The organism is Providencia sp. Je.9.19 (genome assembly GCF_051129765.1).
GTDB lineage: Bacteria > Pseudomonadota > Gammaproteobacteria > Enterobacterales > Enterobacteriaceae > Providencia.
Window position 1 is genome coordinate 1,126,549 of the sequence record NZ_JBCPSS010000001.1, and the last position, 13,212, is coordinate 1,139,760.

Genomic DNA, 13,212 nt, shown 5'->3' on the forward strand with positions numbered 1-13,212 from the left:
AAGTTCCTTTAACCACAGTGTGATAAAAAATAGTGAAGTGCAGTTGCATAGCTTTGCGGATTTTCCCGATGAGCATTATGCCCTGCATTTGCAATCAGCGTTAACGGCAATGCGTATTGTTGCGAAACGCTTCGAAATTTTTGATCCCTTTCGCCACAAAAGTAACAATATGGGACGGTTAGCTGTTGTAGTTTATCCACAAGAAAAGGTTGCTTAGATAATGATGTATTTTCCAACATATCCGCGACCCTTTGTGGGTTATTCAAACTACGTAATGCAATTAATTGTTGACGCTGAGAGGAGGTTAAATCAGCAAAAACGCCTTGCTGATACCACCCCTTTAATACCTGTTCAATCGGTTCTTGGCGAAAGCGCTGCGCCCAAAGATGATCGTGCTTATTGCGGGCTAAACGTTCTTGGTTATCAATTAAACCCACGTTTCCCCCTTCAATCACAAGCCCTTTAAGTCCTTCAGCGGGCTGAAAACAAGCATAATGCATAGCAAGTCTTGCGCCCAATGAATAACCGATCAAATAATATTCTTTTATATTATAGTGCTGTAAAAGTGCACTGAGTTGCTGGTCAAAATGGCTAAAACTATCACAGCCAAAAACCTGTGAATCACCGTGACCGGGTAAATCAACCACTAAAGATGGGTGATCACTACAATGTGCAATAATAGGTTGCCAATCAGCCGCGCTACCCAGTAATCCGTGTAACCAAATAAGCCAAGGTGATTTTTTGTCCGTATTATATTGATGAGCTGCTAACATCAAAAACTGACCACATCTTCAAGTAGTTTCTTCAGTGTTCTGGCCCCTTCATCACCATCAACAACTAATTCAACTAATAATGTTCCATATTGATTATGCCAAAATTGTTGAATCGTATCTTTTAATGTCAGCCAATCTGTTGGTGCACAATATTGCAGTCCAAACATTTTTGCTGCTGGCTCAAAACTCACATTTTGCGGCATGCAATAATATTTCTGCCTTGCCTCATCAGCGGTAGGTAGCATTGAAAAAATTTGCCCACCGTTATTATTCACCACAATCAAGACGGTTGGCGCTGAGGGCTCACGTAACAATGCAAGGCTATTTAAATCATAGAGCGCTGAAATGTCACCAACAATACCCAGTGTAGGTCTTGCTTTAGCGCGCTGTACACCCGCCATGGTGGAAATGAGACCATCGATACCACTTGCGCCGCGATTACTATAAACCGGATAACTAATTGGTAATTGAGCTAAGGCATCAATCAATCTAACAATTAAACTATTACCAACAAATAGCTGACCTTTTGGCGGTAATAATTCAGGAAGTTGATGAGCAATAGCGGCTTCAGAATATTGCCCTTGTAATTGAGATTTCACTAATTGCTGTGCTTTTTCTGCCAATTGAGGTAAATCATCACACCACAAACTGCGTGGCTGTGCGGGATGATTTTCTATCCAGCCCTTAATTGAACAGGTTAATTTGCGGCCATTATGATTCGCAGGATCTAAACGCCCAGCAATCGAATCAATAAGCCAATACTCTTGTGGCTGACATTCAGATTGCCACTGCAACAACCTTTTACCCGTTAAACTAGAGCCAAATTGAACAACAAGTTCAGCTTGTTTTAACCGTTCTTGAGCGAGTGGATGTTGTAACCAGAGATCTGCGCACGGATAAGGTTGCCCAGTCTGAGATAAAATATCACCAATTATTGGCCAACCAAGTTGTTGCGCCCACTGATTAACTAACTCACCATCGCTTGCACTCATGCGACCCGCAATCACAACGCCTTTTTTTTGCCGCCAAAAATACCAATCAGCGACCAATGCGACTGAGTTTGTTGGTGGTTCAATTAACCAAGGATGGTTTGATGTCCACCAATCACCCAGTGTTTTTTGCCATTCATACTCGCCATCAGTATCACCATATAAAGGTTCTGCAAACGGGCAATTAATATGAAAACCGCCATGCAGTAACTGATTCATGCCATTATCAATAGCAGTAACAAGCCACTTAGCACTAATATCTTTGGTTGGTCTAGGAAGCATTAAGCTTTGGGAAGGATGAGAAGCAAAAATATGTGTCTGTCGAATGGCTTGATTAGCCCCACAGTCGATCAATTCAGGCGGTCTATCCGCAGTTAAAAAAACAACTTTCTCACCAGTCAGTCCTGCTTCAATTAACGCAGGATAAAGATTAGCCACCGCTGTTCCTGATGTGACAATGACACCCACAGGCTCTGAGCTTGCTTTCGCAAGACCTAACGCAAGATGACCTAAACCCCGTTCATCAAAATGCGTATGGCAATGGAGCTTACTATTACTGATTGCCGCGAGGGTCAAGGGCGTTGAACGTGACCCTGGTGCAATACAGACGTGTTTCATACCATGACGGGCAAGTGCTTCAACAATGATCTCAGCCCAACGTATATTAAAAGCAGAATTCGACATAATGTGCTCGGCAGATTGTTTATTATCAACTAGTTTAGTCCGGTTGATAAATATTTCTTGATCTCAAAACAATTTTTGATGAACTAGTTGAAAATAAAAGAAAATAACCACTTTTACTTTATGGTTTTTAATTTATATATTTAGTTATGTTCTAGCAATGACTTAAGCCCTGCCGCTTTATTTTCAATTTCGTCCCATTCTTGCTCAGGATCTGAACCACTCACGATCCCTGCCCCCGAATAGAGAGAAACTTGGGTGCCTTTAATTTTTGCGCAGCGTAAAGAAACAGCAAACTCACTCTTATTCAAACTCATGAAGCCGCCGGTTCCTGCATACCACTCTCGCGAAAATGATTCATTTTTAGCTAAGAAATCACGTGCTACTGTTCTTGGCAAACCGCAAACCGCAGCGGTAGGTTGCAAACGTTGTAAACAATCACTGTCAGAGGGTGATATCAAGGTTGCCGAAATCGAACGATATAAATGTTGAATTTTACGTAGGCGGATTACTTTTGCAGATGAAACATCGATACCTGTTACTGCACCTTGTAATTGCTGGCAAATATCATCAACGACCACTAAATTTTCATGTTGATTTTTATTATCTTCCATCAACCATTTTGCATTTTCTGCGGCAATAATATCGTCAGTATGATTTGCAACGGTTCCTGCGAGCGCTTCAGAATTCAGCTGTGCACCTTGGCGCAAATAAAGCCGCTCAGGTGTTGATGAGATAAAACCAGAGTATTGATTAAAAGCCATCATGAAATGATAGCAATGATGATTAACTTGCTGACTAATATATAAAAATTCAGCCGCTGAAATTGGATTGGATAACGTCAGTTTGGTTTCACGCGCCATCACTACCTTTTCCATTTTCCCCGCTTTCATATCATCAATAGCGCTGGTTAATAAAGAACACCATTCATCATGTTCGGGAATATGTTCTTGAGCAATAATATTGGCAGACAGTGAAAGCGTGGTCTGCGAAGTGGGCTTTAATTGTTGTAAAAATGCAATAGCGTTGAGTCTATCCTCCTCACCATCAATATTAAGACTCACGGTGACATTTGAACGCGACCTGAAAATTTCTAAACGCGGAAGAAAACAAAATGTTGCCTGCTGTTTAATCTCTTGCGAAAGACCTTCACCCACCGCATTCCAACCATTTAAGCCCCACAGGCGCACATCCGCAGTATCTGGATACTGAGAGAGGAATTGTTCTGCATCAGCAGTAATATTGAAAGATTTGACCATACCAACCGCACTGCATTCTTCAGCGCCCGTACGTTGATACCAGTAGAATTGTGGATAACAAGATTGCTCAGACAACCACACTAAGCCTGGAAATGACAACTGCCCATCGAGCTGCCAAACAAAGCGAGTGTATTGTTCCGATTTTAGTGTCAACGTAGACAAATGGTTAAGAATTTCAGTTATTAAATTATCGATTTTTTTATAGTTCACTCTAGATCCCTACTGCCACATCACCACAGATTTACTTCGAATTATTATATAGCGCAATGTAATTTATTAAAACATTGATTATTTATAGCTATAAGAAGAGCACATAATGAACAAATGTATCCTAACAGACTCGTTTTTCTCTCAAGATTATCAGTATAGATTATTATATAGCTTATATGATTACATAATCATTCAATTAGTTGATAAATTGTGAATTAATACGAAATAATTGATTGAAAAGGTTAAATTTCACACAGGAAGGCAGATAGATGAGGTAATAAACAATCTAGAATGCTCAAATAGGTAAACCCACCTCCACTAAAGAGAATAATGACTTTACGTACTAATATGTTTAAATTTTTTTAATAGGAATCTCTTAAAATCTATTTAATAACGTAAGTCTATTGCTAAATTCACTCTACTTTATGTGTTATTTAAAATTAAGATTTAATTAAATAATACTTTTCGCATAAAAAAGGTTGCATATTATTATTACTAATAAATCAACTTCCCTTTCAATAATAATTTGAACTTATAAACTACAGAACTTATCTTAATTTTATCATTTATCTCATGAACTGTTTTTTATCGGACATTTTCATTTTTTAATATCAGTATCACTGATAGTTTTAGCGTAATTTACCAAATACCTAATTCCAACATTAAATTAACATGATAATTTACGCTAAAAATAAAACTCAACACTACTAACCTAATTAAATGGAAATGAATAATGAACAATCAAGTTAATTACGATAGAATCATTGAAAAAGAAGATATAGCCGATGCAACTCTTGCTTTATTAGCAAACCAAGATCCTTTATCTGTGCGCCCCCCAGGTATATTTACATTAGATGATTTACTTAATATAAAAAATTATGTTCAATCTTCACTCGCATTCCCGACAAAAAATGATGATATCCTGAAATGGTTTAATATTAATGAATCAACTAAATTACCTATTCCTGCCACTGAATTAACGGATATTATTCTTAATATTCGTGAACATGCAAATAATTGGGATAATGTTGAACAACAAGTCAAACAACAATCTATAGATTTGGCATTAACTAGTCGAAATATAACTCAAACTGGAAGGCAGATTATTGAATATATTAACCATATGCCAATAATTAAACAAACAACTAGCAGCTTAGATGAATTAAGCCAAGAACAGTTAGCTGACATAAAATATCAAAGTGATGACCAACAGATAGCAACAGAACTTGTTTGCATCTTAGAGTACATTAAAAATGATATAAAACAACAATCAATAAAAACCATCAAAACTAAAAATACCGTTTCAGATTTTCGGGTCCATATAATTGGAGGCTATTTATCTGACTTTCAACATGTTGAATCATTAATGTTCAATGTTAAAGGAATTTATCAGCAATTAGATTCTGCTAATAATGATAACTCTGAGGATTTTTTAAAAGAGGAAATAATGCATAAAAAGCAGGAGGTACACCAGCTTGAACTCGAATATGACCACTTCGTAAAACTTTGCTTTACTGGTTTAGCGGGTGGAATCATTGGTCTTATTATCACAGGTAGTATCTTTGGTATTGAAGCAGAAAAAATACGTAAGCTTAAAAATGCAGCATTACAAGAAATTCAAGAAATGAATAAAAAGATGAATCAAGATCAACTCATTAAAAAAACAATATTTGAAATTCAAATTAGTTTACAGAAAATTGAAGGTTTTTTTAAAGATGCTCGGCTAGCAGTTGATCATTTAGATTATATGTGGTTAGCCATTCTGACAGAGATAAATCAATCCATAGATGTATTTAAAAAAATAAATGATGCTGATAAATTAATACGCTTTGTTGTTCAGTTCAAACGTATAATTGCTTCTTGGGCTGCTATTAAGGATTATTCCGTTCATTTAATTTCTGTCTTTGATGAGTCATTAGAAAATAAAATTTAATAACCAAAAGGTATTAATATGAAAAATAATTTTGTTTTGCCTATATCACCCTCTATAGACATATATAGTTTAAGATGTACTTCAAATAATATAAATGCATTTAATAAAAACATCATCAGTTATGATCTTATTATTCATAATCGAATAAAAAAAATATCAGTTAAAATAGAACAACTTAATGAGTTTATAAGAAGCTCGATTCCAATATTAAAAATTAAATCAAATTACATTCTCATTAATGACTTAGATAGTATAATAGAAAACAATACAGATATTTTAACTACCAATTTTATTGATGACTTAATTGATTTAAAAAGTGAATTAGAACGCATAATTTCCAAACTAAATATTTTATCAGATGGATTATTAGTGTATCAACTCGATGAACCTAATAAAACAAAACGTAAACAATATACTAATAAAAAAGAAATGCTAATTAAAGCGAGAGAGAATACTTTATGGAAAATAAGTGAGATCAACAATCACCTTTTAATTGTTATAGCAGCAGAAGAAATAATTTTAAATGGTAATTTATTAGACTTTTTTGAAAAATATTTCATTGGCGATGATATCATTGACTTAATTAGCATTCCACCAAACAAAAAAGATATATTAAAAGCCGCTATTGTTTATGTTAAAAAATTATTAACTATGGTTGATGACGGATTAGAGTTTAAAAAACTCGTCGATGTTAGGCTTTATCTCAATCAGCAACTTATTGATTTACGAAAAGAGGAAAACAATATCGACAACCTAGTGGTCAACATGACGCAACTAATTGATATTTCTAATGAAATTACAGTTATTGATACGCAGAAATATATTATTATCACGCAAATTGAATTACTTAAAAATTACTGGGGATCATGGTGTCATTTTATTAATCAGAATATTGCAGAACAAACCCCAGACCTAGCACAAATCAACATCGAAGCTAAAATATTAATCACTTATTTAGATGATATTGAATACCAATATCAGCGCCAACTACCCGATTAAAAAAAGGCCGGTTACTCATTGTAATGAAGTAACCGGCCTTTATCAATTTAATGATATGTTAAACCTAAGGGCTAGTGAATAGCAGCCAATGCAGTTGTCGCAATATCAATTAATGGCTGTGGCCAAACACCGAATACAATGACTAAAACTGCGCAGATAGCGGCGAATACCGTACCCAGTGTTGCTTTTTCAGGCCCAGTATAACGCTCAGCATGTTCCGCATCACGGCTATAAAGACTCGCCATAAAGCGTAGGTAATAATATAAACCAATAGCACTACCTACAACCACCGCACCCGTCAACCACCACAAATCAGCGTATACAGCAGAGACGATGACATAGAACTTACCAATAAAGCCTAATGTAATTGGAATTCCTGCAAGGGATAACATCATCACAGTCATTACAATAGCTAATACTGGTTTGTGCCAGAACAATCCACGGAATGCACTGAAGTCGTCTTGATCGTCACCACGATAAGGACTAGAGATAATACTGATAACACCAAATGCACCGAGGCTCGCGAACAAGTAACCCGCTAAATATATTGCCACTGTGATTTGAGCAACATCAGGTTCATTACGCAATGAAACTAATGCAACCAGTAAATACCCCATATGTGCTATCGATGAGTAACCCAATAGGCGTTTTGCACTTTTTTGTGTAATCGCCAGTAAGTTACCAAACAAGATAGACGCAATAGCAATGATGGTAATCACTGTTGCGAGTGTCTCACTGTGGGCAACTGGCGCTTCCAAGAACAAGCGCATCAACACAGCAAAAATACCAATTTTACTGCCTGTCGCTAAGAATGCAGATACTGGTGCTGGAGCACCTTGATACACATCCGGCGTCCATAGCTGGAATGGGAATAAAGATAGTTTAAAACCAAACCCAACAATCAGCATCCCCATACCAATCAAGATCAGAGGAGCATGGATTTGGCTATCCATTAAGCTTTGCCCTACAGCAACAAAACTTAAGCTACCTGACTCTGCATAGAGCAGCGCAATACCAAAGAGTAGGAAAGAAGACGCCGCAGCTGATAACAACATGTACTTGATACCCGCTTCTAACGTTTTACTACGCTCGAAGGTATAAGCCACTAAGCCGAATAAAGGCAATGAGATAAGCTCAATACCAATAAACATTGACGCCATGTGATTAGACATTGAAAGTAGAACACCACCTGATACCGCAATAGCCAGTAACAGATAAAATTCTTCCTTGTTGTCCCCAAAGCCTTCTAACCAATGGTATGCATAAATACAGGTCCCAATCCCAGCAATCAGGACTAATGCACTGTAGAACAAGGCAAATCCATCAACTAAGATCAGCGAAGTCACTTCTTTAGGAAGCAAAGAAATGGTGCCACTATTTAATGTATAACCGTTTATCCATATAAGCGATAATAAAGCGACTGCGAAGCCAAATGCTGTCAATCCAGCACTGGTTAAGTGATCGCGTCGCCACGCAATGGACAGCATCACAACCACCGCCGTCAATCCGACGATCATCAGCGGTAGTATCGCGATCAATTCTAGAGGTGTTATTGTCATGGCGAATTACAGCCCTAATGTTGTAAGTGAAGCCCAATACAAGTTATGCAGCGTTTCCATCGAACCAATTGACGTATCGAGAATTGGTTGCGGATAGAATCCAATGATAACCAGTAAAGCCGCCAGCGCTAGCAGCACACCAAACTCGCGTGCAGTTAGCCCTTTCATTTCTTTTTCGGATTTTGGCGTACCGTAGTAAGTTTGCTGCATCATCCATAATGAATAAATAGACGCAAATACCACACCGAAAACCATAATGCAGGTAACAAGTGTAAATTGGCTAAAGCTACCGAACAGGATCATGAACTCGCCGATAAAGTTACCTGTACCTGGCATACCTAAAGTCGCGGCAGCAAAGAACAAGGACATACCCGGTAACCATTTAATGCGTTTCCATAAACCGCCCATCATGCGCATATCACGCGTTTGGGTACGTTCAAATAGCTGACCACTGATAATAATCAATGCCGCGCCTGAAAGGCCGTTAGTGATCATCTGCACTACCGCACCTTGATACGCTAAGGTCGAACCTGCATAGATAGCTACTGTGACAAAGCCCATATGCGATAAGCTACTGTAAGCCGCTAGACGCTTAATATCAGTCTGTTTGAATGCTAACCATGCACCGTAGAAGATACTGATAACACCCAGACTCATTGCAATTGGGGTAAACTGAATAGACGCTTCTGGAAATAATGGTAATGTGAAACGCAGCAAGCCATAAGCCGCTGTTTTCAACATGATACCGGAAATATCCACCGAACCTGCCGTTGGCGATTGTTCTTGCGTATCCGCCATCCAACCATGGAATGGTACCAATGGCATTTTAACCGCGAAAGCAATAAAGAAGCCTAGCATCAACATGAAGCTCACGGTGCCAGACATTTGAGTACCCAGCAGTTCGTTATAGTTGAATGTTAGAATATCTGTGGATGCAACATGTGCCAGTGCCAATCCAATGATGGACACTAACATAATCAAGCCACTTGCCTGCGTGTAAATAAAGAACTTCGTTGCAGCTTTGATGTGTTGTCTATTTTCTGAACCTTTGTGTCCCCAATTTGCAATCAGGAAATACATCGGTATCAACATCATTTCCCAAAAGAAGAAGAATAGGAAAAGGTCGACAGCAGTAAATATCCCCATCACACCTGCGATAATCCACAACAGGTTAAAGTGATATGCACCTTGGTTTGCTTGATTTTCACTCCATGAACTGAGGATTGAAAAAGCACCCATGATTGCAGTAAGGACAACCATCAACAAAGATAAACCATCAATCGCTAAATGGAAGTTAATGCCAAGCGAAGGGATCCACGGTTCAAGATAAACATCTTGCCACTGTGGAATACCTTGTGGATTGACCAGCGAAAAGTTTCCTTGCAGCCAAAGTTGCACAGAAAGTATTAATGTAATTCCCATCGTCCCAAGCGCAATCCAACGTGGAGCGCGGTGACTGAACCGGTCAGCCTGCCAGCTCAGCAGGCCACCGATGAAGGGAATAAGTATTAGCCAGGGTAATAGCATGGCGCAATGTGTCCCTTAATTAAACCAAAAGCAGCAGAGCAAGAATCAGCACTGCACCCAGCCCCAATGAGGCAACATACCAACGGACCTGACCGTTTTCACTCACAGCAAGCCCTTTATTCGCCCAACGTGACAGGTGAGCAGGCAAGTTCATCAGTGAGTTAATAGGATCGCTTTCTAGTAGCCATGCGATACCTTTGAAAGGTTTCACAAAAACGACGTCATACAGCCAGTCGAAGCCCCATGCATGGTACCACCATGTTGATAGGAAACGGCCCGGTGCACTTTTAGCGATAGCATTGGCGATTGAACGTCTGAATAAGTAGAGGAATGTCGCAATCAAAAGACCTGCGATAGCAAATCCACCAGAGATAACTTCCAGTAATACTTTACCGTCATGAGATCCTAATGGTTTAGCTGGGAAAACCCCTTCCAATGGCTGGTGAATTAAAGCACCAACAAACGTTGCAAGGATAGCCAATATGCCCAGAGGCAATGTATGAGTGATGCCTTTGACTTTGTGCGCTTTGATTTTCGCTTCACCGTGGAAGACGATGAAAATCATACGGAAGGTATAAATTGCGGTCATTAATGCACCGATGATACCCGCCCATAGCAACACAGTTTGTCCATCAAGTTGTGCACCCCACAAAATAGCGTCTTTACTATAGAAACCAGAGGTAAACAATGGCAACGCAGCCAATGCACTACCACCAATTAACATTACAGCGTAGACAAATGGTATTTGCTTGCGCAATCCACCCATTTTGAAAATATTTTGTTCGTGGTGACACGCTAAAATCACAGAACCTGCTGACAAGAATAATAACGCTTTAAAGAATGCGTGAGTCATTAGGTGGAAAATAGCTGCATCCCATGCTTGTACACCCAGTGCCAAGAACATATAACCAATCTGGCTCATGGTTGAATAAGCAAGCACACGTTTGATGTCTGTTTGCACAAGTGCTGCGCAACCTGCAAAAATCAAGGTCACCGCACCCACGATACCGACAAGATGCAGAACTTCAGGTGCTAATAGGAACAGTCCATGAGTACGAGCAATTAAATAAACACCCGCGGTTACCATGGTTGCGGCGTGGATCAGAGCCGAAACTGGTGTTGGACCTGCCATCGCATCGGCCAACCATGTCTGTAGTGGTAGCTGTGCAGATTTACCAACCGCACCACCTAAGATCATTAAGGTTGCCCATGTGATAGCTGGTGACCCTTCAGCAAATAATTGAGGTGCGCGCACCGCCATTTCGCTGAAATTCAATGTACCGAGTTCATTCCACAGAATAAACATACCGATAGCTAAAAACACATCACCAATACGTGTAACAAAGAAGGCTTTCATCGCTGCTTTGCCGTTATCTGGATTAGTGTAATAAAAACCAATCAACAGATAACTACACAGCCCTACCCCTTCCCAACCGAGATACATCAGCATCATGTTATCAGCCAGTACTAGAACCACCATACTTGCGATAAACAGGTTAGTGTAAGCAAAGAAACGTGAGTAACCTTCCTCGCCACGCATATACCAAGAAGCGTATACGTGAATAAGGAAGCCCACACCCGTCACTACACCTAGCATAGTAAGAGATAGACCATCAAGCGATAAACTGAATGGGATATTAAAATCGCCAACAGACATCCAAGTCCACAGGTATTGAGGATATGGTTCAAATCCACCGTTGGCCATTTCTGTTTGAGCTAAAAATTCACTGCCTGCATAAAATGCAACGACAGCGGCAAGACCAACCGATCCCGCGCCAATAATGGCAGAAATATTTTCTGACCAGCGACCACGGGAAAATGCGAGTAGCACAGACCCCAGTAGTGGCAGCAAAATTGTTAAATAGAGTAGGTTCATCCGCGCATCTCACTGACTTTATCAACATTCAGGTTCTGACGATGACGATGGAGTTGCAGTAACAACGCCAGTCCAATACTCGCCTCCGCTGCAGCCAATGCAATGGACAAGATATACATTATCTGTCCATCTGGCTGCCCCCAGAAACTCCCTGCCACGACAAACGCCAGTGCAGCTGAGTTAATCATGATTTCCAGTCCGATAAGCATAAAAAGCAAGTTACGGCGGATAACAAGACAGCTAAGCCCCATTACAAATAAAATTGCCGCTAAAATCAGACCATGTTGAAGAGGTATCATTATTGCTCCTCCGCATTACGGTTGCTAACAAGGTCACCGCTATTTTCGTGACGGTCGCGACCGACGTGGAATGCTACGACTAGACCTGCTAGCAATAACAATGATGCCAGTTCAACGGCCAATACATATGGACCAAATAGACTGATACCCACTTCTTTCGCCCCAATGACTGTACCGACAATACCTTCTTGATAAGAAAGCGTGCTGATACCATAGACTAATAGGCCCAATAACACGGCAGATAACACCGCAGGACCAATCCATGTTTTAGGTGTTAACCAAGCACGTTCCTGTTCTTGAACTGAACGGCCGAGGTTTAACATCATTACCACGAAAACAAACAGCACCATGATGGCACCTGCGTACACGATTATTTCCAATGCACCGGCAAAATAAGCACCTAGTGAAAAGAAAACCATGGACAGCGCCAGCAGAGAAACAACCAAGTACAGTAATGCATGCACCGGATTGGTATTAGTTATCACCCTCAACGTTGCTAAAATGGCAACGAGTCCGGCGATATAAAATGTAAATTCCATGAATATCGCTCCTTATGGCAACAGGTCTTTGACGTTAATAGGTTTAGCTTCATTATCAGCCTCACCTTTGTCTTTACCTTTAATCGCCATACCCGATTTACGGTAAAAGTTATAATCAGGATATTTACCCGGCCCAGAAATTAACAGGTCGCCTTTCTCGTAAACAAGATCCTGACGTCGCCAATCGGCCATTTCAAAGTCTGGCGTCAGCTGGATTGCCGTAGTTGGGCAAGCTTCTTCACACAGACCGCAGAAAATGCAGCGCGAAAAGTTAACGCGGAAAAACTCAGGATACCAGCGCCCGTCTTCGTGCTCTGCTTTTTGTAGGGAGATACAACCTACAGGACAAGCAACAGCACATAAGTTACAAGCAACACAACGCTCCTCACCATCAGGGTCACGTGTTAACACGATACGCCCACGGTAACGGGGTGGTAGATAAACCGGCTCTTCTGGGTACATCAGCGTTTCGCGTTTATCGAACGCATGTAGGCCTACCATCCAAATACTACGTACTTGGGTGGCGAAACCGACCAATAAATCTTTCAATGTCATGGTTCAATCACCC

Annotated in this window: 11 protein-coding genes; 2 read left to right on the forward strand and 9 right to left on the reverse strand. The window is 40.0% G+C overall.

The window, feature by feature from the left end; genetic code table 11:
• Nucleotides 1-8: 8 nt before the first annotated feature.
• The 3 genes from menH to AAZR93_RS05270 form a co-directional block, all read right to left on the reverse strand.
• A complete protein-coding gene (menH, locus tag AAZR93_RS05260) occupies nt 9-773 on the reverse strand; it encodes a 2-succinyl-6-hydroxy-2,4-cyclohexadiene-1-carboxylate synthase (RefSeq protein ID WP_434719159.1) in 765 nt (254 codons plus the stop codon).
• On the reverse strand, nt 773-2,446 hold the full coding sequence (gene menD / locus AAZR93_RS05265; protein WP_434719160.1) for a 2-succinyl-5-enolpyruvyl-6-hydroxy-3-cyclohexene-1-carboxylic-acid synthase: 1,674 nt from the start codon (nt 2,444-2,446) through the stop codon (nt 773-775). Before menD ends, menH begins: the two co-directional genes overlap by 1 nt.
• Nucleotides 2,447-2,586: 140 nt before the next feature.
• Nucleotides 2,587-3,912 carry an isochorismate synthase gene (locus AAZR93_RS05270; protein ID WP_434719161.1) on the reverse strand — a complete coding sequence of 442 codons (1,326 nt, stop codon included), beginning with the start codon at nt 3,910-3,912 and terminating at the stop codon, nt 2,587-2,589.
• A 733-nt stretch (nt 3,913-4,645) separates the two neighbouring features.
• Between AAZR93_RS05270 and AAZR93_RS05275 the strand changes: the two genes are divergently transcribed.
• Both AAZR93_RS05275 and AAZR93_RS05280 read left to right on the forward strand, forming a co-directional pair.
• Complete coding sequence (locus tag AAZR93_RS05275; RefSeq protein ID WP_434719162.1) at nt 4,646-5,845, forward strand: alpha-xenorhabdolysin family binary toxin subunit A; 1,200 nt, start codon at nt 4,646-4,648, stop codon at nt 5,843-5,845.
• Between the two features lie 18 nt (nt 5,846-5,863).
• Nucleotides 5,864-6,844, forward strand: coding sequence for an alpha-xenorhabdolysin family binary toxin subunit B (locus tag AAZR93_RS05280; RefSeq protein WP_434719163.1), 981 nt, complete (start codon nt 5,864-5,866; stop codon nt 6,842-6,844).
• 71 nt (nt 6,845-6,915) lie between these two features.
• Here AAZR93_RS05280 and nuoN read toward each other — a convergent pair whose 3' ends face one another.
• Genes nuoN through nuoI form a run of 6 tightly spaced genes read right to left on the reverse strand, consistent with a single transcriptional unit; the run spans nt 6,916 to nt 13,199 of the window.
• The gene (gene nuoN / locus AAZR93_RS05285) at nt 6,916-8,403 is read right to left on the reverse strand and encodes an NADH-quinone oxidoreductase subunit NuoN (RefSeq protein WP_434719164.1); all 1,488 of its coding nucleotides are present in this window, start codon (nt 8,401-8,403) and stop codon (nt 6,916-6,918) included.
• Nucleotides 8,404-8,409: 6 nt separating this feature from the next.
• Nucleotides 8,410-9,930: an NADH-quinone oxidoreductase subunit M gene (gene nuoM / locus AAZR93_RS05290; protein ID WP_434719165.1), complete on the reverse strand. Its 1,521-nt coding sequence runs from the start codon at nt 9,928-9,930 to the stop codon at nt 8,410-8,412.
• Between the two features lie 19 nt (nt 9,931-9,949).
• Complete coding sequence (nuoL, locus tag AAZR93_RS05295; protein ID WP_434719166.1) at nt 9,950-11,806, reverse strand: NADH-quinone oxidoreductase subunit L; 1,857 nt, start codon at nt 11,804-11,806, stop codon at nt 9,950-9,952.
• Nucleotides 11,803-12,105 (reverse strand): NADH-quinone oxidoreductase subunit NuoK, encoded by a 303-nt coding sequence (gene nuoK, locus AAZR93_RS05300; RefSeq protein ID WP_336430865.1) that lies wholly within the window; start codon nt 12,103-12,105, stop codon nt 11,803-11,805. Before nuoK ends, nuoL begins: the two co-directional genes overlap by 4 nt.
• Nucleotides 12,105-12,644: an NADH-quinone oxidoreductase subunit J gene (nuoJ, locus tag AAZR93_RS05305; RefSeq protein WP_294108019.1), complete on the reverse strand. Its 540-nt coding sequence runs from the start codon at nt 12,642-12,644 to the stop codon at nt 12,105-12,107. The genes nuoK and nuoJ overlap by 1 nt, the downstream gene beginning before the upstream one ends.
• A 12-nt stretch (nt 12,645-12,656) precedes the next feature.
• Entirely contained in the window at nt 12,657-13,199 is a 543-nt protein-coding gene (gene nuoI, locus AAZR93_RS05310; RefSeq protein ID WP_294108017.1) for an NADH-quinone oxidoreductase subunit NuoI, read from the reverse strand.
• Nucleotides 13,200-13,212: the final 13 nt, after the last annotated feature.

Excerpts from the sequence above, each read along its gene's own strand:
- nuoL (WP_434719166.1), bottom strand. The coding sequence starts at position 11,806 with ATGAACCTACTCTATTTAACAATTTTGCTGCCACTACTGGGGTCTGTG.
- menH (WP_434719159.1), bottom strand. The coding sequence starts at position 773 with ATGTTAGCAGCTCATCAATATAATACGGACAAAAAATCACCTTGGCTT.
- nuoJ (WP_294108019.1), bottom strand. The coding sequence starts at position 12,644 with ATGGAATTTACATTTTATATCGCCGGACTCGTTGCCATTTTAGCAACG.
- nuoI (WP_294108017.1), bottom strand. The coding sequence starts at position 13,199 with ATGACATTGAAAGATTTATTGGTCGGTTTCGCCACCCAAGTACGTAGT.
- AAZR93_RS05275 (WP_434719162.1), top strand. The coding sequence starts at position 4,646 with ATGAACAATCAAGTTAATTACGATAGAATCATTGAAAAAGAAGATATA.
- AAZR93_RS05280 (WP_434719163.1), top strand. The coding sequence starts at position 5,864 with ATGAAAAATAATTTTGTTTTGCCTATATCACCCTCTATAGACATATAT.
- nuoM (WP_434719165.1), bottom strand. The coding sequence starts at position 9,930 with ATGCTATTACCCTGGCTAATACTTATTCCCTTCATCGGTGGCCTGCTG.
- nuoN (WP_434719164.1), bottom strand. The coding sequence starts at position 8,403 with ATGACAATAACACCTCTAGAATTGATCGCGATACTACCGCTGATGATC.
- nuoK (WP_336430865.1), bottom strand. The coding sequence starts at position 12,105 with ATGATACCTCTTCAACATGGTCTGATTTTAGCGGCAATTTTATTTGTA.
- menD (WP_434719160.1), bottom strand. The coding sequence starts at position 2,446 with ATGTCGAATTCTGCTTTTAATATACGTTGGGCTGAGATCATTGTTGAA.